The organism is Hyunsoonleella flava (genome assembly GCF_004310325.1).
In the GTDB taxonomy this organism is placed as follows: domain Bacteria; phylum Bacteroidota; class Bacteroidia; order Flavobacteriales; family Flavobacteriaceae; genus Jejuia; species Jejuia flava.
Genome location: NZ_SIRT01000008.1, coordinates 83,994 through 107,019 on the forward strand (window position 1 = coordinate 83,994; position 23,026 = coordinate 107,019).

Sequence of the window (23,026 nt, forward strand, 5' to 3'; positions counted from 1 at the left end):
TCAATCCCTAACGCGGACTTGTCAGCCAAAACAATTTTTTAAACCCAAAATTTGGGTATATTTAAAAACTAAAATAATAAAATGAAGAAACTATTTCTACTAATTTGTATCACGTGTTGTGTTTTAAAACTATCTGCACAAAATGAAAAACCAAACATTTTAATTTTTTATGTAGACGATTTAAGAGCAGAATTAGGGTGCTATGGGAGCGAAACAGCCATTACACCAAACATAGATAAATTAGCCTCAGAAGGTGTTATGTTTAATAAGGCTTACGTACAACAAGCCATTTGTGCACCATCTAGAATGAGTACACTTACAGGATTACGTCCTGAAACTTTAGGTATTTATAGCATTTTTACACCGCTAAGAAAAGTACATAAAGATGTAGTATCCATGCCTCAATTATTCAATAAAAATGGCTATAAAACGGTAAGTATAGGTAAGGTGTATCATCATAGTTCAGATGATAAAAAAGAATGGTCTATTTACCATGCTAAAGAAGCTAATAGTTATAACGACCCAAAGCATAAAGCAATTTTAGAGCGCTTAGAAAAAGAAGGAAAGAAACCTCTAAAAGGGCCTGCTTATGATATGGCTGATGTTGAAGACGAAGCCTACAAAGATGGTAGAGCAGCTAAATATGCCATAGAGGCATTACAAAAGTTAAAGGACGATAAATTCTTGATGTTTGTAGGCTTCAGTAAGCCTCATTTACCATTTAATGCTCCAAAAAAGTATTGGGATTTACATGACAGAAACAGCTTTAAAATACCATCTAGAGATAAACCAGAAGGGGTTTACAGGTTAGCATTAACCAATTGGGGAGAGTTAAAAGGGTATCATGGCATTCCTAAAGAAGGCGATTTAGATGATGAATTAACGCGTACTTTAATTCATGGGTATCACGCTTCAGTTAGCTATGTAGATGCGCAGGTTGGCAAAGTGATGCAAACCTTAGACGATTTAGATTTACGAAAAAACACCATGGTTATTTTTATGAGCGACCACGGCTATAAAATTGGAGAATACGGTGCTTGGTGTAAGCATTCTAATATGGAAATAGACACAAGAGTACCGTTAATTATTAGTAGAGAAACTAATTTTAAAAAGCGAAAAGTTGGCAAAACATCAAATGCATTAGTAGAAAACGTTGATTTATTTCCAACTTTGGCTGATTTATGTGGTTTAGAAGGACCGTCGTTTGATGGGAAAAGTATTTTACCAATTATTAATAAACCTAATAAAAAAGGAGACGCATATGCTACCAGTCTATTTTCAAGAGGTAAAAAAATAATGGGTGTAACTGCAACTGATGGTAAATGGCGATATACCGAATGGAGAAATAGCACTACTAATGAAATTTTACAAGCTGAATTGTATGAGCATAAAAACAGTCTCTTATCATTTACAAACCTTTCAGGAGATAAAAAATATGCAAAAACAGAAGCAAAATTAAAAGCACTTTTAGAACAGCAATTCCCTAGAGATAAGGCTTTCTTGCAGAATGATATGCCTAGGAAATAAACAAATGGATTTGAATGTTTTTTGAATGTGCTCATAAGTACTTATTTGAAAAATAGAATTTAATTATAACTACCAAAAAATACAGGACACAACAGGATTATATCCAGAGTTATAAAAGTTAAGTTTGTTATAGGCAGTATCTACTACAAAACAAACTAATGAAAAATCTTTTAACAGCGCTATTTTTAATCTTAAGTGTTGCTTTTGGCTATACACAGAGAAGTATAATAAACTTCAACAATAACTGGAAATTTATTTTAGAAGACAACGCATCATTTTCAAAAGAAAATGTAGATGATACGCCTTGGAAAACCCTAAACGTACCACACGACTGGTCGTTTGAAAAAGGGGTGCGTAAAGGTGGCGATCAAGGTCAAGGTGGAGGTTATCACGATGGAGGAATTGGTTGGTACAGAAAGTATTTTGATTTAGAAAAAGAAAGCCTTTCTAAAATCACATACATCAATTTTGATGGCGTGTATATGAATAGTGAAGTATGGGTAAACGGTAATTATATTGCAAAACGCCCTTATGGTTACATCAGCTTCAGATACGATATTTCAAAACATTTAAAAGAAGGAAAGAACACCATTGCCGTTAGAGTAGATAATAGCTTAGAGCCCTCAGCACGTTGGTATCATCCTTGTGGAATATATGCACCGGTAAAATTAATTGAGGTAAACACTACCCATTTTAAGCCCAACAGTATTTTTATCAAAACACCATCAATAACAGAAAACAAAGCTATTGTAAGTATTGGTGCTGAAATAAATGGAAGCCTAAAAAAGTTGAAATACGAAGTGAAATTGTTTTCTCCTGAGGGAAAAGAATTGACGAGTAAGTGTGAGAAATTAGCAGTTGCCAACCCAGCTTATCAACTTGAAGTTGAGAATCCCAAATTATGGAGTCCAAAAACACCTAATGTTTACAGAGCGGTAACACAAATTTTAGATGGAAAAAGAGTTATTGATGAAGTAGAAACCACGTTTGGTTTCAAAACTGTAGAATGGAAAACCGAAACAGGCTTTTGGTTAAATGGCGAAAATGTAAAACTTAAAGGCGTATGTGAACATTGGGAAGGTGGACCATTAGGAGGCGCCTGGACTAAGCCTATGTTGCGTTGGAAATTACAGAGTCTAAAAGATATGGGTATTAATGCCATTCGTCCGTCACACAACCCCACACCACCAATGTTTTACGATATCTGTGATGAAATTGGTTTATTGGTTATGGATGAAATTTTTGATGGCTGGCACAAAAAAGCACCTCAAGATTATGGGAAGCAAGCCTTTGATGAATGGTGGCAACGCGATGTAAAAGAATGGATAACCAGAGACCGAAACCACCCAAGTATTTTCGTGTGGAGTTTAGGTAATGAAACCCATAGTGATGTAGCGCCAGAGATGGTTGAATTTGGTAAAAATTTAGACCCAACACGATTATTTACGTCTGGCGCAGGAAATCCTGAGGACATGGATATTCAAGGTGTTAATGGTGGTTCTGAAACCAAGTCTTTTATTGAAGGTAAAACTCTAGAAAAGCCTTTTATTTCTACAGAAGCGCCACACACTTGGCAAACTCGTGGGTATTACAGAACACAAACGTGGTGGCGAGATAACGAATTGCCAGGGACTTATGAGTTGCCGAATTTAACCGAAAAAGAAATTTTCTTCTACGAAGGTATCAACCCTAAAAATTGGAGAAATAGAAAACAACGTTTTAATTCCTCTTACGATAATGCAACTGTTCGCGTTTCAGCAAGAAAATATTGGGAGGTGATGCGAGATACACCTTGGCATAGTGGGCATTTTCGTTGGACAGGTTTTGATTATTATGGAGAAGCAGGTTTGGTACACGGTGGATTACCATTTAATTTGTTTATGGGGGGCGCACTTGATGTAGCAGGGTTTAAGAAAGATTTATTTTATTTCTACAAAAGCCAGTGGACTCAAGAGCCTATGATTCATATGTTACCACATTGGGCACACCCAAGAATGAAAGAAGGTACTGTAATTCCAGTTTGGGTATATTCAAATGCCGACGAGGTAGAGTTATTTTTAAACGGTAAATCACTAGGAAAAGACAAACCCGGAACTGTTTGGAACCAAATGCAATGCGAGTGGATGGTACCTTATAAAGAAGGGAAGCTAGAAGCTATTGCATATATTGATGGTAAAGAGGTAAAACGTACATTGTTTAACACCAGCGAACAGCCATCAAAATTAAAAACAAGTGTTCAAAAATTAGAAGCAGAAGACAGTTTTGAAGCCAGTTATATTATTACTTCAGAGAGCTTAGACGAAAACAATAATTTATATCCTTACGGCGAAAATAAAATTTACTACAATATTCAAGGTGATGTTACTAAAGTGTCTATGGAAAATGGAAATCCTATCGATCCAACAAGTAGAACAAAATCCGATTTTAGAGCCTTGTTTTTTGGAAAAACAAGATTGTTTTTAAGAGCGCAACCGAATGCTAAACAAGCATCCATAATTACAGGTGCAATTTTGGGTGATAAAGCATTATATCTATCAAATGAAATTACAATTGATACCGAAGTTATTTCGGTTTTAGGAACTACTTCAACATCGAATTTAGAAGTTTTTTATACAACAAACGGTGATAACCCTGAAGTTAATGGTCAGCCTTATTCTAAACCATTTAGTATATCAGATGGTACAACCGTAAAAGCCGTTGTAAAACAAAACGGTAAAGTAGTTTTAGCAATGGAAGAAACCTTTGGTAAAAACGAAGGCTTGTTTTGGGGAGATGAACATTCAGCAGATATGTGGATTGGAAGAGGCGTAAATATTTCTGCAGAAGACGGTATTCTTGAAGGAACAGCTAAACCAAGCAGAGAAGCACGCCGATTTAAAGGGACAGGGTTTGTAGATTTTAAAGGAGGTGAAGGCGCCATTACTTGGTATCAGGAAAACGATGGCGAAGGAGGTGATTACAGTATTCGTTTTAGGTACATGCATAACAACGAAGGGAAAATGCATCCTATGAAATTATATGTAAATGATGAGTACATAAGAACGCTAGAATTTAAACCAACTGGTGGTTGGGAAAAGGAATGGAAATTTGTGCCAACCATTATAACCTTAAAGTCTGGTGCTAATAATATAAAGTTAGAGACAACAGGGACGAGTGGTCCATATATTGATGAATTGTTCATAGATTAAGTTATGAAAGCTATGATTATTATTGTTGTGCTGTTAATTCTAAACATATTGCTGTTTAAGTTTAGCTGCAATAAAGACAGTAAGTAAAAACGTTACTGTGTATTTGGGTAAAGTATTATCAATATATCTGTTTCATTGGGTTAAAGTATGGTAATGAGTCATAATAACGACTTTATGATTTGTAATTAATAGACAATATGATTCATAGTATGGTTAAAATACTAAAACATTATAAGAAAATAGTTGTATTGCTACTATTGAGCAGTATGTGCAGTAGTGCTTATACTCAAAGTTCAAGTCAAAAGATTTATGTTGTTGATTTCGATGAATTGAAATCAAAAAAAATACTTATTACCAATGGAAATAAGCAAGCTTTAAAAAGCTATAGAACTTTAATAAGAAAAGCAGATAAGTTACTAAATAGGAAGGTGTTTTCTGTTGTTCATAAAACTGGAATGCCTCCAAGTAAAAGTAAGCATGATTATATGAGCATTGCACCTTACTATTGGCCAAACCCGAAAACTAAAAACGGTTTGCCTTATATTAGAAAGGATGGAGAAATAAATCCTGAAACTAGAAATAACTTCACAGATATTGTAGAAAAAAGCAATTTTATATCAGCAGTTAAAACGCTTTGTAACGCCTATTTTTTTAGTAGTGACATTAAATATGCCAATAAAAATATTGAATTGATTAATGCTTGGTTTGTAGATGAAGCTACAAAAATGAATCCTAATATTAACTACGGACAGAGCGTTCCGGGGAAATCAGAAGGAAGATGTTTTGGTATAATTGAGTTTGGAGATATTATTGAAATCATAAAATTTTTAGAAATAGCTAAACAGAAAGAAGCTCTTGATAGTATAACCGAAAGAGCAATGTTTGATTGGTTTAGAGCTTATAGCGATTGGCTACAGAATAGTAAGTTAGGCAAAGAAGAAGCTACTAGGGAAAATAATCATGGCACACACTATGATACACAATTACTCAAAATTTTAATTTATTTAAATAGATTAGAGGAGGTTAAATCATACCTTTCAACAATAACAAAAAACAGAATTTTTAGCCAAATAGAGCCAGATGGTAGTCAGCCTTTAGAATTGGCAAGAACAAAATCCTTTTCCTACTCAGTAATGAATTTACATGGGTTTTTGGAATTGGCTATTATTGGTAAAAAGGTAGGTGTAAATCTTTGGGATATGTCTTCTAAAGATGGCAGAAGTATCAAGGCAGGATACAAATATATGATTCCATACCTGACCCAAAAAAAGGAATGGAGATATAAGCAAATTAAGAGCGCAAAACATTCAGAGGAGAAATTGGTATCTGATTTAAAATACATCCGTAATAATTTTGGAGATAGCTCTTTTGATGAAGCTTTAAGGCAAATTTCTGAAACAGATAAAATTAAAGATTAGTTAATAGAATTGATGAATAGAGTGAAACCATTCCTGCTGGACTAATCGGACCCATAATCATTTCAACATCAAAAATTATAGAAGAACATAATTAATGAATAAAATACTGTATGTCATAGTAATTGTAGCCTGTTTTACATTCAGCGGATGTGAAAAAAACACAGGTGTAAGTTCGTCTGTATTAGAACAAGGTTTTAAGAACCCACCAAACCAAGCCAAAGCCAGAACTTGGTGGCATTGGATTAGTGGAAACGTATCTAAATCAGGAATTACCAAAGATTTAGAAGCCATGAAACAAGTAGGTATTCAAGAGGCACAATTGTTTAATGTTCATCTGGGTTTTCCGCAAGGACCTGTTAAGTATTTGAGTGAAGATTGGTTAGATTTATTTGAATATTCTGCAAATGAGGCCAAACGCTTAGGTTTAGAATTGGCATTTCATAATGGTCCAGGTTGGTCATCATCGGGTGGGCCATGGGTTACGCCAGAACATGCGATGCAAACTGTAGTTTCAAGTGAAATAGTAATTACAGGAAATCAAACATTTAAAGACAAACTACCACAACCAAAAACTAAGTTTGATTATTATAAAGATATTGCTGTTTTAGCATTTCCAAAGCCCAAAAAAGCCATAAAAATTGATGGTTTAGATTATAAAATGCTTTCAGAACGCATTCGAAATCATTTGTTACCTGATAAAAAAATGATTTCGACAGAGGCTATTATAGAAAAAGAAGCGATTGTTAATTTAACTTCAAAATTATCAGAAGATGGATTTTTAGAGTGGAACGTTCCTAAAGGCGATTGGGTAGTTTTAAGATTAGGACATACACCAATTGGGACAACCAACAGACCAGCACCACCAGAAGCCAAAGGCTTGGAGGTAGACAAAATGAGCAAAAAAGCAGTAGATGCATATTGGGAAGCTGGAGTTCAGCCCATTATTAGTAAATTAGGAGATTTAATAGGAACTACTGTTAATAATTGTATCATTGATAGTTATGAAGTAGAAACTCAAAATTGGACTACAGGTTTCGATGCTCAGTTTGAAAATTTAAGAGGCTATGATTTAACATCGTACTTACCCACTTTAGCGGGTTATTATGTTGAAAGTGGCGAAGTTTCAGAACGTTTTCTTTGGGATTTTAGAAGAACCATTGGCGATTTAATTGCGGAGAATTATTACGGTCATTTTAGAGAATTATGCCATAAAAACAATTTAACGTTTTCTGTAGAACCGTACTGGGGCCCTTTTGATAATATGCAAGTAGGTGCCAAAGGCGATATTGTGATGTGTGAATTTTGGAGTGGAGGTTATCCGTTTTTTGATTCAGCTAAATTTGTGTCATCTATAGCGCATTTAAATGGTAGCAGCATTGTTGGTGCAGAATCATTTACAGGTATTGGCGGATGGGACAAACACCCAGCACAATTAAAATCGATAGGAGATCAAGCTTGGGCAGAAGGAATCAACCGATTTATTTTTCATACGTATGTACATCAACCATGGGACGTTGCTCCAGGTCTGGCATTGAGTTATCACGGTTTTGATTTTAACCGATTGAATACTTGGTGGAATCAAGGCAAAGCTTATTTGGATTACATTGCAAGATCTCAGTATCTACTTCAACAAGGTAAAAACGTAGCTGATGTATTGGTGTTTACTGGAGAATCATCTCCAAACACCGCATTTTTAAAACCAGAAATCAAACAAATGGGCTTCGATTATGATTTGATTGGAGCTAACAAACTAAAGGAGTTAACCGTTAAAAACGGGAGAATACATTCATCCGTTGGTAATACTTACGAGTTATTGGTACTGCCAAATTCTGAATTTATAAAACCAGAAACACTAGAAAAAGTAAAAGAATTAGTAGATGGTGGCGCAAAAGTAATTGGTAAAAAGCCAATACAATCGCCCAGTTTAACCAATTATCCTAATTGTGATGAAACTGTTACAACACAAGTTGAAGCCCTATGGACAAAAGGCTTAGTAAAAGACACTTCCCTTGAGGCTATTTTAGAAGATAAAACTCCCGATTTTAAAATTGAAAGCAGTGATCACACAGATTTGAGTTTCATCCATAGAAAAACAGAGGATGCCGATATTTATTTTATCGCGAATACTAGAAAAGAAGCTAGAGATATTTTGGTGCGCTTTAGAGTTTCAGGAAAAGAACCAGAACTATGGGATAGTGAAAAAGGCACAATAAAAGATTTGATGGTATTCAAAGAAAATAAAGACGGAACAACCACGGTGCCTTTAGCTTTAGGTATGGAACAATCTGTATTTGTTGTCTTCAAAAAACCTATTAATGCTAAACACATCATAAAAGTTTCAACAGAAGTAGAGCCTTATAAAGCCGAACCACTTTCTAATTTAGAAATTGTAAAAGCCGAATACGGTACCTTTTTGCAAGAAGGGTTGATAGATATTACCGATAAAGTTTCCGAAACAGTTAAAAATGGAAAACTTGATTTTAAAATGACGAGAGCTTTTTGTGATTGCGATCCTGCTATGGGTTACAAAAAAGAATTTAGAATGGAATATCAAATTGGTAATACTAAAAAACAGATTTATGCGGAAGAACGTGAACATATAGAAATTGATGCAGGTCATCAAGATTTAAAGGTGTTAAAGGCAGTTTTTGGAAAGTTTAAAGCAGAAACAAAAGGTATTCCAGAAAATTATAAAACGTTTGATGTTACCAAAAAAATAAAAGACTTAGTTGCTTCGAGTACTTATGATGTTTTAGTAACGAACGAATTGATAGAAAATAAGATTCCTGAAGGGGACAAAACGGTTTTAAAAATCAGTTTTAAAACTGATGGAGAGGAGCGCACAATGTATATTCCTAAAGGGCAGCTTTTAAAATTATCTAAGGATAATGTAAAACCAGAAGTTGCAATTAAAGATGATAAAGTGTATTGGGTAACACCTTATGCTGGAAAAATAAACTATACAACTGTTTCTGGAGAAACAAAAACTACCGAAGTAAAATCTGTGCCTGAGCCGATAGATTTATCAAAAGATTGGCAGGTTTCCTTTCCTTTAAATTCAGGAATTTCAAAAAAGGAAACGTTTAATGCGTTGATGTCTTGGACTGATGTTAAAGATGAAGCCATTCAACATTTTTCTGGAACTGCCACTTATCAAAAAGAATTTATGCTATCTGAAGAGCTGCTTCAATCTAACAAAAGCTTGACTTTGGATTTAGGAAGTGTATCCGTTATTGCTGAGGTTTTGGTTAATGGTAAAAGTGCGGGAGTATTGTGGAAAGCACCTTTTAGAATACCTATTGATGATTGGGTAAGGATAGGCAAGAATACTTTAGAAGTTAAAGTGACTAATTTATGGCCAAACCGTTTAATAGGCGATGAGAAATTACCACTTGATTATCCGCGTAAAGGAAAAAGAGCAAAACCACTTCCGGAATGGCTATTAAAAGATACACAACGTCCCTATGAAAGAACAACATTTGTTTCCTGGAACCATTATAATAAAAACGATGAATTAAAAACATCAGGTCTTTTAGGGCCAGTTAAAATTAATGTTTCAGTCCATAGGAGATTATAAAATCTAAACTTTAAAAGATGAAAAGAATTATAGTATTATTGATGATGTTCAAAGTGTTCTTCTTAGTTGGACAATCTTTAGAACATCCAATTATTTGGACGACTTCCGCTGAAAAATCAGAAGTTTTATCAAAAATTCAGAATCATAGTTGGGCAAGTACTATTGTATCTCAAGTAAAAGGTTTAATAGACTCCAAAGTAAATGCACACGTTACAAATCCAAATGCTTTTCTAAATACCATTGCAGCATTAGCAGCAGATGATAATGTTTCAGAAGCTAATGCAGGTTCTGCTATTTCAAATCATGCCAGCACTTTAAATCACGCCTCTTATGCAGCTTTAATATATCACCTTTATGGAGAAGAAAAATATGCACAATTTGCTGCAGATGTATTATGGTATTACATAGAGCAATTGGCTCCAAGAACACCTGATAAAACAGCGATGAGTGGTAACTATTTTGCGGACCCTCGTACTGGGTACTTACATTTTGCAATGGCTTATGATTTTATGGTAAATTATTTAAAAAAACCAGAAACTAGGGTGTATCAAAAATCTTCAGGAAATAAAATTCCTTTCGATAATGTTAAGGCGCAAGAAGCAGTGCACAATATAGCAATGAATGCATTAGGAGAATTTACGGGAGTAGATAATAGATATGGAAGAACAGTAAGTAACCATCCTATTTTAACAGCTCCAGGGTCTTTATTTACTATACTTTGTGTAGAAGATGATGCAGAAAGAGAACGCATGTTTAATGTTTTTTGGAACACAGGAACAAAGCGCCAGAATTCTTTCACGCAAACTATATTACCCATATTTGGAGACCAAGGTATTTGGCCAGAGCCAGTTAGTTATAGTTTTATGCCAAATGTAACTATGGTGCTTAATATAGTAGATCGTCTTAAACCAGAATTAAATGTGATGGACGATTATACACAAATATTAGACGGAAACTTTCTATTTGATAATTTAAGACATCCTAATAGAACTTTTGTGCGTTTTGGTGATTCTAAGCGTAAAAGTGATCAAACAAGAAAAGTTTATAGATATACACATAATTTGGCATCTAGAAAAGGGCTGACCGATTATGTTCAAAAAGCAGAAATAGCCTTAAGACAGGGTTATGACGCTATTGGAGGTTATGATCCAGATATAAAAATAAGTACTTATGAAAATGTAAGTGCTTTTGAACAACTATTTTGGGGTTCAGATATCCCAAGTATTATTAATGGAGAAATTGATTTTGAGAAACCAACAGTAATCATAAAACATGCCGGAGTAGCGCTACAGCGTAATTATGTAGAAGAAAACAATGAAGATTATGGACTTTGTGGTATTATTGGAGGTGCTCACTACGTTCATTCTCATTGTACAGGCATCACCATGGAACTTTATGGGGCTAATTATATTATGGCTCCTGGCGCAGGTTTACCTCCAACGGTTGCGGATAGAAAAGAACCAGTACACAGAATTTACTTTTGGAGGCATGCAGGAAATAATACCATGATTGTGAATGGAACAACGCATGGTAGGCAACAAGGGTCATGGAATTCAAATTCGTATTTGTGGATGAATACTACAGTGAATGTTGGGGCAGAACCAAAGCATTTAGAAGATCCTATAGCTCCAAATTTTAGCTTTGCTACCCAGTTTTTAGATGATACTATAAACGATGACCAACAAAGAAGAACATTAAGCACAATAAGAACCAGTGAAACTACAGGATATTATTTTGATATGTTTCGATCAAAATCTTTAGGGGAAAATAATTTTCATGATTATATTTATCATAACTTAGGCGATGTTACAAATATCATGGCTATGGATGGAACAGAATTGGCTGTTTCTCCAACCAACAGATATCAAAATGATATTGGAGACATTGTACAATCTCCAGGTTGGCGCTATTTTGAAAATACTAACGTTACAGAACCTATAAATACCGCTGTTCATGTGCGTTTTGATTTAAATGAAACAAATACCTACATGAATATGTTTGCGCCGTCTGGTGTAGCAAGAGAATATACCAAAGCTGTTGGTCCGCCAACCCGTGAAGCAAAAGGGAGTTATATTAATAAGAAAACTCAGATTTTGGCTATAAGACAACAAGGAGAAGCTTGGGATAAACCTTATGTGCATATTTTTGAACCTTCTAAATCTACAAATACAAGCGTAAAGTCTGTACAACATATTTTTAACGGCGATGTTATTGCTGGAGCAAAGGTTGTTTCAGAAGTTAACGATACAAAAATTACCGATTATATATTTTCTAGCAGTACGAGTTCTAATATTGTATATTCAGATATTAATTTTACTGGAGAATTTGGAATTGTTCGTACAGAATTAAAAGACGGTAAAACAGACGTTTCTTTATACTTAGGGAAGGGTAGCTCTTTAAAATTTCTTGATGAAACTATTATAGGAGATAGTGAAGGAAAGGCCTATACTGAGTACACGTTAGACTATGAATATTTTTCTGAGATAGCTCCAAATAATTTTACTATTGAGGCAATTAGTGAAACATGTACAGGCAAGGGTAATGGTAAAATTGTGATTAATGCTTTAGAAAAGTTTAACTATGAGGTTTCAATAAATGGTGTCGATTATAATTTTACTGAAGAAACTACCATTGAAGACTTGAATCCTGGAACTTATGAATTTTGTATCAGTATAAAGGATAGTGATTTCAGGCAATGTTATCAGGTAACTATAGATGAAGCTACTTCAGTTTCAGGTAAAATTAGCACAACTAAAACAGGAAAAGTAGCGATTGATATAGATAAAGGTGTAGCTCCTTATAAGGTTATTAAAAATGGAGTACAGGTTTTAGAGACTCATGAAAAACATTTTATAGTTGATGCAGAACAAGGCGATGAAATTGAAGTGAAAACTGGTGCTGAATGTCAAGGTTCTATGTTGTCAAAAATTAATTTTCTATCTGAAATTAAATTGTATCCAAATCCAACAACCAATACATTTACAATATTATCCGATTTTGCTGATTGGCAAAACTTAAGTATTTATAATACTTTAGGTGTAAAAGTATATTCAAATACTACGGGGGATAAAAAGTTAATTCTCAATGCAAAAGACCATGAAATGACCGCAGGAATGTATTTTATTGTAATTCAAGACGAACAGGGAAAACAATTTTCAAAAAAGCTAATACTTAAATAAAGTTTAGTTGTGGAAGCATATCTCGAGACGCTTTTTAAGGTTTGCTTCTACAATAATTAACATCAGCATCAATGATTAATAAACAATATATAATTAAAATTTGCATTTGTTTCATTCTGATAGGATGCAAATCCGAGAATAAAGCTACACCAAGTGTTGAAGTAAAAGAGCAAATGGTAGACTATTTTGCAGACAATGGTTTTGGCAATGCAGTGGCTATTGTACAACATCCATCTGGGGTGTATCATAAAGGTATTACTTATGTTGCTTACCAAGGCGCTAAAGAAGACCCCTATGTAGCGTCATACAATCACGAAACAAAAGAATGGAAAGGCCCATTTAAAGCAGGAGTAAGCGAAATGGGCAAAGACCCAAATCGTACTAAGAAAATAGATAACCATGGAAAGCCTGCACTTCTTATTGATGATGAAGGCTATATTCATATTGCTTTTGGCGGCCATGGAGGCATGCGTAAACATGGTGAAAATCTATTGGGAAATCATGGTTATGGGAAAAATTTACATGCGGTTTCTAAAAAACCTTTAGATATTTCTTCTTGGACAACATTAGATAATATTTCATTGTTTGGCACCTATAGTCAGTTTATAAAGATGGATAATGGCGATATGTACTTGTTTTATCGTCATGGTGCTCATAGAAGTGATTGGGTATATCAAAAATCTACAGATAACGGTGTTACTTTCGAAGCACCAGTATCGTTTTTAAAACACAAACGTCAGTCTAGTATTGAAGGCGAAGATTCTTGGTACCCATGGGTAAGTAAAGGTAATGGCGATGATATTATTGTAGCGTTTGATTATCATGTTTGTAGAGATAAAAACAATACTCAAGATTCTAGAGGTCACATACCAGAGCGACATAATGCGTATTATATGAAGTTTAACACCAAAACAGGGCAATGGAATAATGTTAAAAATGAACTTTTAGAAATGCCCTTAACCAAGGAAATGGCAGACGAAAAAACTTTGGTAGCACTTACAGGAACAGACTGGACGTTTCAAGCAATAACAGATGTTGACCCTGATGGAAATCCGCAAGTTTGTATATTGGTTGGTCCAGATATAGGTCAAAGAAGAAGTGGCCCCAAACGCTTACAACATTTTAGATGGGATGGGAAAACGTGGCTAAAAAGTAAGAATGCAGATTTACCTAGAGGAAATGGCGATTTAGAAGTGAAATCGTCTAAAGAAGTTAGTATTTACATGGAAAGTGAAACTACTGATGGTTTTGCAGAAATAAGCCGATGGGATAGTTTCGATGGAGGAGCATCGTTTAAAAAGAATAAAGTATTTTTAAGCAGAGAAAAATCAGGCTTTGTCATATCGTCACTTATAGATAATCCACATCCAGATGCCAGAATTATTGTAGGAGAAAAAGAAGACGGTTCAGATTTTAGAAAAATGTATTTGTTGGGAGATAAGGGGCCTATTAAACGTTTTAAAAATGAAGCTGAAGTACTAAAAATAACTAACGAATAATAAATCAAACCATAAATCAAATAACAATAATGAAAAAAGTGAAAAACACCTGTTTAATATTATTAATCGCTGTCTTCGTTTTTTCCTGTGGGAATAAAACTAAGAACGATACAGCAAAACATAATGACGCATCTGAAGCTACAGAGCAACCACCTAATATCGTATTTATTCTTTCCGATGACCAATCTTGGACAGATTATGGTTTTATGGGTGATGAAAACATCGAAACCCCGAGAATAGATCAATTTGCAAAAGAAAGTTTAACCTTCACACAATCTTATGTTCCAACTCCGTTGTGTTCGCCATCCTTAGCAACTATTATCACAGGGTTGTATCCAAAAGATCACGGTATTTTAGGAAATGATAAGGTGTATCAAAAAGTAAAAGGAGATCGTAAAACAAGCATGGCCAATAGAGCAGAAGCATATAAGCCTATAATTTCAGCTTTTGAAAAGCAAACGACACTACCAGATATGTTAAAAGAAAAAGGGTATTTGTCTTTTCAAACAGGAAAATGGTGGCATGGGAACCATAAAATAGGTGGTTTTGATGATGGTATGACCCATGGAGACCCAAAACGTGGCGGACGTCATGGAGATTATGGTTTAGAGATTGGAAGAAAAGGCTTAGATACTATTAATAGTTATGTAGATGTAGCATTAAAAGAAAAGAAACCTTTCTTCTTATGGTACGCACCTTTTTTACCTCACAGACCTCATAATCCTCCACAACGTTTATTCGAAAAGTATAAAAAGAAAACAGACTCAGAACATTTGGCAAAGTATTGGGCGATGTGTGAATGGTTTGATGAAACTTGCGGACAATTATTTGATATGTTTGAAGAAAAAGGTTTGACTGAAAACACATTATTTGTGTATGTATGTGATAACGGTTGGGCACAAAACCCTGAAAAGAGTGGCTATTTGAAACACTCTAAACGCGCACCTTATGATATGGGTATTCGCACACCGATCATGTACAAATGGAAAGGAAAAATCACTCCAAAAATGGATAAAGAAACCATTACAAGTAGTATAGATATGGTGCCTACAGTACTCGATATTTTGGGTGTTGAAAAACCAGACAATTTGCCAGGGATAAGTGTTTTAAAAGAAGAAGCATTGAACGAGCGAAAAGGAATTTTTGGAGAAGTATATGCACACGATTTTGATACTATAGAAAATAGCATGTTCTATAATATGGCAATATTTCCTCCTTATAAAATTATCGTTCCAGACCCTGTTAGAAAAAAGGAAGAAGTGGTTCAGCTGTTCAATATCGAAAAAGATCCTTTTGAAAAAAATAACATTGCGGCTAGCAATCCAGAAATCGTAAAAGATTTGACGGAAAAAATAAAGGCATTCAGAGCAGAATAATAATATAAATGGAAAGAAATCTTGTAATATTTGCATTGGTTGCTGTTTTGTTTTCTTGCAAGCAGGAGAAAACTATAGAGCAAACAGAGGCAGTCTCAAAACCCAATGTATTGTTTATCGCAGTAGATGATTTAAACAATATGATAAGTCCTATCGATAATTTTTCTAATGTAAAAACACCAAATTTTGATAGGCTTGCTAGCATGGGAGTAACGTTTACTAATGCGCATGTTCAGGCACCACTTTGTGGGCCTTCAAGAGCATCTATAATGACAGGTTTACGACCATCTACTACAGGTATTTATGGCATGACACCAGATAATAAAATACGGAGACCAGATAATCCGGCAACCAAGGATATTACATTTCTTCCAGAAAATTTTAAAAACAATGGCTATCACACCATGGGTATTGGTAAATTGTTTCATATTCATGCACCAGATAGTTTATTTGATGAATCAGGAGGACGTGTGAAAGGCTTTGGCCCTTATCCTAAAAAGCGTTTTGTTTGGGACGGATTTGGTAAAGGTATTAGAGGAACTCATGGGAGAACTAGTACCGATTGGGGTGCTTTTCCTGAAAACGATACCCTCATGCCAGATCATCAATCTGTAAACTGGGCTATTGAACGTTTACAGAGGGATTATGATAAACCGTTTTTTATGGGACTTGGGTTTTTACGTGTTCATGTGCCTTTATATGTACCGCAAAAATGGTTCGATTTGTATCCTTTAGAAGACATTGAAACACCGCCTTATAAGTCAGACGATTTGAATGATATTCCACCGGTTGGTATGAAAATTAACGATTTACCAATGATGCCATCTACAGAATGGGCAAAAGAAACTGGAGAATGGAAAAAAATTGTTCAAGCTTATTTAGCTTGTATCAGTTATGTGGATTATGAATTGGGAAGGGTTTTAGATGCTTTAGAACAAAGTGAATATGCTGAAAATACGGTAATCGTTTTATGGTCTGACCACGGCTATCGCTTGGGAGAAAAAGGAACCTTTGCCAAACATGCCCTTTGGGAAACTGCTACAAAAGCACCGTTGATGTTTGCAGGACCTAATTTACCTAAAGGAAAGAAAATTGATGCGCCTGTTGAAATGCTTTCTATTTATCCAACCCTTTTGGAATTAAGTGGATTACCCGCTTATACTAGGAATGAAGGCAATAGTTTAGTGGCTATGATGCAAAATGATGAAGGACTAAATGAGGCTAAAGCTCTTACAACCTTTGGTATGAATAATCATGCCATCAAAAAAGATGGATTTAGATATATTCAATATGAAGATGGTAAAGAAGAATTTTACGACCATAGTATAGATCCTAATGAGTGGAACAATGAAGCAGATAAGCCAAAATATGCTTATAAAATTGAAGAATTGAAGATGTATTTACCAAAAGAAAATTCGAAATGGGATACAGCATCTAATTATACGTTTCAACCTTATTTTGTTGAGCAAAAGGCAAGGACTAATGGGGAAGATGTGAAGGCTATTAAAGTTATTGGAGCAGATAGGTAATTCTTGCTTTTGTATAAAAATGATGTTTTAAATCAAAAAAAAGTAAAAATTAATTTAAATGAACCTACTCTCAAAGATTACAACAGTTGTTATGGTATTATTACCATTATTGACTTTCTCCCAATCAAATGAAGAGAAAAAATCAAAACCCAATATCGTACTTATTTTTGCTGACGATTTGGGTTGGACAGATGTAAGCACGGGGAATACTAATAACGGCAATGGTTCTAAAATATATGAAACCCCTGTAATAGATAAATTAGCATCGCAAGGCATATCTTTTACAAATGCTTATACCAACCAAAATTGTGCCCCATCAAGAGCGGCATTAATTAGTGGTCAATACGCTACTGGTATAGATAACCAAGTGTATAATGTAGGTTCTTTAAAACGACAAGATAAAAGAACCAAAGGATTTCCTAATGTACCTATTGAGCCATTCAAACAAAAAAAAGTAATTGCAGAGGATGGTATTAATATTTTTGATGTTCTAAAAACACAAGGATATCAAACCGCTTTTGTAGGGAAAAGTCATGGTACACCACATCCTTTGGTTGGTGATTTTGGTATTGATTTACCAGCAGATATTCATCATATTATAGCAGCTCCAGTTAACGGAAAAAGAACAAAATCGTATTACCTAGCCCTAAATTCTGATAAGGAAGGATGGACGTTTAATTCAGAATTTGTAGACGAATTGGCAACGCCTTATGATGATGAATATATCAACACTATTTTAAAACCTTACCATGCTCAAGCAGATGTGTCTCTTTTAAAAGGTACGCCAAAACACCTAACGGATGCTATTGGAGATTTCTCGGTAAATTATATTAAGGAAAATGCAAATGACGAAAAACCATTCTTTTTATATGTGCCATTTCATGCAGTACATACTAAGGTTACGGGTAGAAAAGATTTAACCGATAAATATTTAAAACGAGGTTTAAAACCAAGAGTAGCAGAATATGCTTCTATGATTGAGTTGTTAGATCAAAATGTTGGGAAAATAAATGGCGCTTTAAAAGACCCGAATGGTGATGGGAATTATGATGATGATATTACAGAGAATACCATTTTTATATTTTATTCTGATAATGGAGGGTTAAGAGAAAATGATCCGTTGAAAGGTAGAAAAGGAAAATTGACTGAAGGCGGACTTAGAGTGCCTTTAATATTTAGATACCCAAATGTAATTGCCGAAAATACTATATCTAACCAAGCTGTGCATTGTATTGATTTCTTGCCAACTTTCGCAGAATTAGTTGGAGTGGATTTATCCAAATTAGAAAAGAAAGATGGAAGTAATCCTAAATTTGAAGGTGCTTCTTTTGCTAAAGTTCTTACAGGAAAAGAAAAACGAATCTCAAGAAAAAATTTGTTTTGGCACTTACCAGGATATATGGATGAACGTTTTTCGCCATCAACATTAATTCAAACAAGGATTGGAGATGAATATTATAAACTGTTTTATTTTTACGAGACAGAAGAATTTGAGATGTATAACATCACAAAAGATATTTCTGAAAAAAGAAATATTTTAGATAATCCTACCGCTACAGAAATAGAAATAGCTTTGCAAATGAATGCAGATATGTTAGCTTGGTTAAAATCAAATAAAGCTCCCACAGGAACTTGGGTTAAAAATGGCGAAAAAGTACCTTATCCTAAAGCAAATCATGTCCATAAATACCTAAAATAATTGTCATGACTAATGCATAAAAAATCTTCAGTTTTATTTTTTGTTCTTTTAGGGGTTTCTTTTTTGTTTTCAGCTTGCTCAAGTAATAAAAATAAAAATGAAATCTCGATAGCTTCTAAAGTTGATAGTAATATAGAAAAACCAAACATCATTTTCTATCTAGCTGACGACCAAGATGTTTATGATTACGGTTGTTACGGTAACGAAAAAGTAAATACTTCTGCAGTAGATAGATTAGCAAAAGAAGGCATTTTATTTACAAATGCATTTACGGCTCAAGCCATTTGTGCACCTAGTAGGTCGCAATTGTTTACTGGTAAATACCCGCTTAAAAATGGTTGTTTTGCAAACCATACAGCTACAAGACCAAATATAGAAAGCGTTACGTCTAGAATGAAAAGCTTGGGTTACGAAGTGGTACTTGCAGGAAAAAGTCATGTAAAACCAGCTAGTGTTTACCAGTGGGATATAGAGTGGCAACCTGTTCCTAAAGAAAACGTGCCGAGAGATTATATCCCATTGGATAGTATAGCACATTATTTTAAAACAGCAGAAAAACCATTTTGTATGTTTATTACATCAAAATATCCACATGGGAAGTATTTTGATGTTGAAAACCCAAAGACTGAAAACCTCAAGTTTTATCCATTTAATGAGAATAAAAAGCATAGCGAATCGTACGTAAAAAGTAGAGCAGGATATTACCGAAGTATAGAAGAGGATAATACGCAAATTGAAGCTGTATTAAAGTATGTAGATGCTTATTTAGATGAAAACACCTTGTTTGTATATAGTGCAGACCACGGTGTTTCGGGAAAGTTTACGGTAAAAGATATCGGATTGAAAGTGCCTTTTGTTGCCCGTTGGCCTAAAGTGATAAAAGCAAATACAACATCAAATCAACTCATTCATTATACAGATGTGTTGCCAACCTTTATGGATATAGCAGGAGGGAAGCCAACCGAAGATATTGATGGAAAAAGCTTTCTGCCACTTTTAAAAGGAGACGAGGTACAAATTAACGAATACGTTTACGGTGTGAGGACCAATCAAAATATTTTAAATTCTGAAGTGTTTCCATCAAGAATGATTCGTAATCAACGTTATAAATACATTCGAAATTATAATTCCTTAGAAGTTGTTGAACAAAACTTAACAGGAAAACCCAATGTTGATTATTTTATAAAACGAGGCGCAAAAGCATTTAAAAATGAACCTTTTGAAGAATTGTACGATTTACAAAACGACCCATTTGAGCAAAATAATTTAGCTCAAAACCCTGAACTGAAGTCTATAAAAGAAAAACTAATTACAGATTTATTAAGTTGGATGAAGTCTCAAGACGATATTTTAGATGAATCTATTGGAAACATGCCAATCATTACACCTAAAGGAAAAAGAGGATTTAAATTAGACCAAGATACACCAAGGCGTAACATTCCAGATTCTATTAAAAATACATTAAATAGAGACGATTATATTATTATAGAGCACTGGTAAAATATTTTAAAATGAATAAAATACTGATAGTTATTTTAAGTTTGTCATTGTTTTTATTGTCCTGTAAAGACAAGAAGGAAGTCGCGTTATTACCGCAAGACAAAACCCCAAAAAATATCTTGTTTATAGCCGTTGATGATTTACGTCCCGAACTTAATTTTTATGGCGCCAACCACATTCAATCTCCTAATCTTGATAAATTAGCTAACGAGAGTTTGGTGTTTAATAGAGCTTATTGTAATGTTCCTGTTTGTGGTGCTTCAAGGGCAAGTTTGTTAAAAGGAGTAAGGCCTACAAGACATCGTTTTATAAATTATAAGACTAGAGCAGATGTTGATGCCCCTGATGCCATTTCCCTCCCAAATCTTTTACAGCAAAACGGTTATACAACAATTTCTAATGGAAAGATATATCATTACAACAATGATGATAGTTTAGCATGGCATAACAATTGGTTTCCAAAAGGAAACATTCGTGATTATCAACTTGAGAAGAATATTGTTGAAAATCAAGGAGCTGGTCAAGCAAATGGAGGTGCAGTCTCACATGAAATGGCTCAAGTTCATGATACGGCCTATTTTGATGGCAAAATTGCTCAAAAAGGAATAGCTGATTTGAGGGAACTAAAACAAAAAAAAGAACCATTTTTTTTGGCCTTAGGTTTTATGAAACCGCACTTACCATTTAACGCGCCAAAAAAGTACTGGGATTTATATGATAGAAATAGTATTGAACTTCCAGAAAGCTATATCCAACCAAAAAGTACACCACGAAAGGCATTTCATAACTTTGGGGAATTACGGCAGTATAATAATGTGCCTAAAAAAGGCGATATTACAGATGCCTTGGCAAAAGAATTGATCCATGGATATTACGCCTGTGTAAGTTATGTAGATGCACAAATTGGGTTAGTATTAGATGAATTAAAACGATTAGAGTTAGAAGACGATACCATAGTAATTTTATGGGGAGACCATGGCTGGAATTTAGGAGACCATAAGCTATGGTGTAAACATGTCACTTTTGAAACCGCACTAAGAACACCTTTAATAATAAAGGTACCAGGAAAAACCAAGGGCCAAAAAACAGATGCCATTACGGAGTATATAGATATTTACCCTACCTTAACTGAATTAGTTGGTATAAAAGCGCCAGAAACAGTTGAGGGCAAAAGTTTTGTACCTATTTTAAATGGCAAAACTTCAAAAAAGGATTGGGCGGTTAGTAAATTTAAAGATGCTGTAACACTTATTAAAGGAGATTTATTTTATACCGAATGGACTAAAGATGATGGTGTTGCTTATGAGCGGATGTTATTCGACCATAAAACAGACCCTTTAGAGCTTGAAAATCTTGCCGAAAAACCAGATTATCAAGAAACAGTAAAGGTGTTAGCAAAAGAATTAAGGGAAAACTGGGGAAAAGATTTTCTTGCTAAAAATTAAAATTGATTTATAAAAATGAGAAATATATTCGCTTTAATTGTATTTACTATATTAATAATCAGTTGTAATCATTCAAAAAAAAACAAACAAGAAATAAGCATAGTTTCTGAAAAATTAGAAGCAAAGCAACCCATAGTTGTACAGTTTATTATAGATGGATTAATGAAAGATGCTGCTGAAACAGCCATTGAAGCAGGCGCAGAAAACTTAACATATTTTGCTCAAAATGGAGTTGTGGTTCAAGATGCGTATTCAAACAGTCCAGTTGGGCGCGTAAAATTACCAGATGGGACTGAACCTTGGGGAGGTGCATCCCCACCAAATATTGGCATGCATACAGGAACTCATGTGTTTGAAACACAAAATTTAGATGATATTTTTTTATCAGCTAGACGAAAAGGCATCAAATCTGTCTATGTAGGAGGACATACTTTATACGATGTTTTTAAAACACCTGATATTTATTATGCTGAGATCATACCTGACCAAAAAGTTGTAGAGTTAGGTATGAAGCATATCAAGGATGATGGTGCGAGATTAGTACGTTTGCATTTACAAGAAATTAGAAGTTTCTGGAAAGGACCACAAGACAAAGTCAATCCAGATTCCGAGTATATCAAGGCCATTTTGAATGCTGATGCTCAATTAGGAAAACTAGTAGCCTTTTTAAAGAAGGAAGGTTTATGGGAAACTGCCTATTGTATTATATCTGCAGACCACGGCATGGGCACCTTAATTAAAAGCAATCACCTCTCTGAGCAATTATCCTCATGGCAGATATACATGAATTTTTATGGTCCAGGCATCAAAAAAGGCGCAACTATTCCTTATGCTGAATCACCTGATATTGCTTTGATGACCAATCATTTTATGGGGTTACCACCACTAAAAGGTTATACTTTAAAAGTTGAGAGTCTAAATAAAATAGAAACCACGGGTGTTTTTCTTAAAAATATTTTTGAAGGAAATTCTAAGGATGTGAAGCATCCGCAATGGATAAAAACATACCTAGAAAATAACAATGAATCGCCACCTAATGATTATTTGCATTACCGAGAAGCCATGTTGAATTTTATCAACAACTAATAG

12 protein-coding genes are annotated in these 23,026 nt (G+C 34.5%); all 12 read left to right on the forward strand.

Annotated elements, in window-relative coordinates; translation table 11 throughout:
* The first annotated feature begins 81 nt into the window (after positions 1-81).
* Positions 82-1,527 carry a sulfatase gene (locus EYD45_RS10415; protein ID WP_130964491.1) on the forward strand — a complete coding sequence of 482 codons (1,446 nt, stop codon included), beginning with the start codon at positions 82-84 and terminating at the stop codon, positions 1,525-1,527.
* Positions 1,528-1,685: 158 nt separating this feature from the next.
* Positions 1,686-4,715, forward strand: a complete 3,030-nt coding sequence (locus EYD45_RS10420) for a glycoside hydrolase family 2 TIM barrel-domain containing protein (protein WP_130964492.1) — start codon at positions 1,686-1,688, stop codon at positions 4,713-4,715.
* Positions 4,716-4,912: 197 nt separating this feature from the next.
* On the forward strand, positions 4,913-6,133 hold the full coding sequence (locus tag EYD45_RS10425) for an alginate lyase family protein (RefSeq protein WP_130964493.1): 1,221 nt from the start codon (positions 4,913-4,915) through the stop codon (positions 6,131-6,133).
* Between the two features lie 94 nt (positions 6,134-6,227).
* The gene (locus tag EYD45_RS10430) at positions 6,228-9,710 is read left to right on the forward strand and encodes a glycosyl hydrolase (protein ID WP_130964494.1); all 3,483 of its coding nucleotides are present in this window, start codon (positions 6,228-6,230) and stop codon (positions 9,708-9,710) included.
* Between the two features lie 17 nt (positions 9,711-9,727).
* The gene (locus EYD45_RS10435) at positions 9,728-12,889 is read left to right on the forward strand and encodes a T9SS type A sorting domain-containing protein (RefSeq protein WP_130964495.1); all 3,162 of its coding nucleotides are present in this window, start codon (positions 9,728-9,730) and stop codon (positions 12,887-12,889) included.
* Positions 12,890-12,960: 71 nt separating this feature from the next.
* On the forward strand, positions 12,961-14,388 hold the full coding sequence (locus EYD45_RS10440; protein WP_130964496.1) for a BNR-4 repeat-containing protein: 1,428 nt from the start codon (positions 12,961-12,963) through the stop codon (positions 14,386-14,388).
* Positions 14,389-14,417: 29 nt separating this feature from the next.
* A complete protein-coding gene (locus tag EYD45_RS10445) occupies positions 14,418-15,764 on the forward strand; it encodes a sulfatase family protein (RefSeq protein WP_130964497.1) in 1,347 nt (448 codons plus the stop codon).
* Positions 15,765-15,772: 8 nt separating this feature from the next.
* On the forward strand, positions 15,773-17,293 hold the full coding sequence (locus EYD45_RS10450) for a sulfatase (protein ID WP_130964498.1): 1,521 nt from the start codon (positions 15,773-15,775) through the stop codon (positions 17,291-17,293).
* A 58-nt stretch (positions 17,294-17,351) separates the two neighbouring features.
* The gene (locus EYD45_RS10455) at positions 17,352-18,992 is read left to right on the forward strand and encodes a sulfatase-like hydrolase/transferase (protein WP_130964499.1); all 1,641 of its coding nucleotides are present in this window, start codon (positions 17,352-17,354) and stop codon (positions 18,990-18,992) included.
* Positions 18,993-19,004: 12 nt separating this feature from the next.
* Positions 19,005-20,492 (forward strand): sulfatase family protein, encoded by a 1,488-nt coding sequence (locus EYD45_RS10460; protein ID WP_130964500.1) that lies wholly within the window; start codon positions 19,005-19,007, stop codon positions 20,490-20,492.
* Between the two features lie 11 nt (positions 20,493-20,503).
* Positions 20,504-21,937 carry a sulfatase gene (locus EYD45_RS10465; protein WP_165453925.1) on the forward strand — a complete coding sequence of 478 codons (1,434 nt, stop codon included), beginning with the start codon at positions 20,504-20,506 and terminating at the stop codon, positions 21,935-21,937.
* Between the two features lie 15 nt (positions 21,938-21,952).
* A complete protein-coding gene (locus tag EYD45_RS10470) occupies positions 21,953-23,023 on the forward strand; it encodes an alkaline phosphatase family protein (RefSeq protein ID WP_130964501.1) in 1,071 nt (356 codons plus the stop codon).
* Positions 23,024-23,026 lie beyond the last annotated feature (3 nt).

What these genes read in the sequence shown, in the direction of transcription:
- EYD45_RS10415 (WP_130964491.1), top strand. Translation starts at nt 82, where the DNA reads ATGAAGAAACTATTTCTACTAATTTGTATCACGTGTTGTGTTTTAAAA.
- EYD45_RS10420 (WP_130964492.1), top strand. Translation starts at nt 1,686, where the DNA reads ATGAAAAATCTTTTAACAGCGCTATTTTTAATCTTAAGTGTTGCTTTT.
- EYD45_RS10425 (WP_130964493.1), top strand. Translation starts at nt 4,913, where the DNA reads ATGATTCATAGTATGGTTAAAATACTAAAACATTATAAGAAAATAGTT.
- EYD45_RS10430 (WP_130964494.1), top strand. Translation starts at nt 6,228, where the DNA reads ATGAATAAAATACTGTATGTCATAGTAATTGTAGCCTGTTTTACATTC.
- EYD45_RS10435 (WP_130964495.1), top strand. Translation starts at nt 9,728, where the DNA reads ATGAAAAGAATTATAGTATTATTGATGATGTTCAAAGTGTTCTTCTTA.
- EYD45_RS10440 (WP_130964496.1), top strand. Translation starts at nt 12,961, where the DNA reads ATGATTAATAAACAATATATAATTAAAATTTGCATTTGTTTCATTCTG.
- EYD45_RS10445 (WP_130964497.1), top strand. Translation starts at nt 14,418, where the DNA reads ATGAAAAAAGTGAAAAACACCTGTTTAATATTATTAATCGCTGTCTTC.
- EYD45_RS10450 (WP_130964498.1), top strand. Translation starts at nt 15,773, where the DNA reads ATGGAAAGAAATCTTGTAATATTTGCATTGGTTGCTGTTTTGTTTTCT.
- EYD45_RS10455 (WP_130964499.1), top strand. Translation starts at nt 17,352, where the DNA reads ATGAACCTACTCTCAAAGATTACAACAGTTGTTATGGTATTATTACCA.
- EYD45_RS10460 (WP_130964500.1), top strand. Translation starts at nt 19,005, where the DNA reads ATGCATAAAAAATCTTCAGTTTTATTTTTTGTTCTTTTAGGGGTTTCT.
- EYD45_RS10465 (WP_165453925.1), top strand. Translation starts at nt 20,504, where the DNA reads ATGAATAAAATACTGATAGTTATTTTAAGTTTGTCATTGTTTTTATTG.
- EYD45_RS10470 (WP_130964501.1), top strand. Translation starts at nt 21,953, where the DNA reads ATGAGAAATATATTCGCTTTAATTGTATTTACTATATTAATAATCAGT.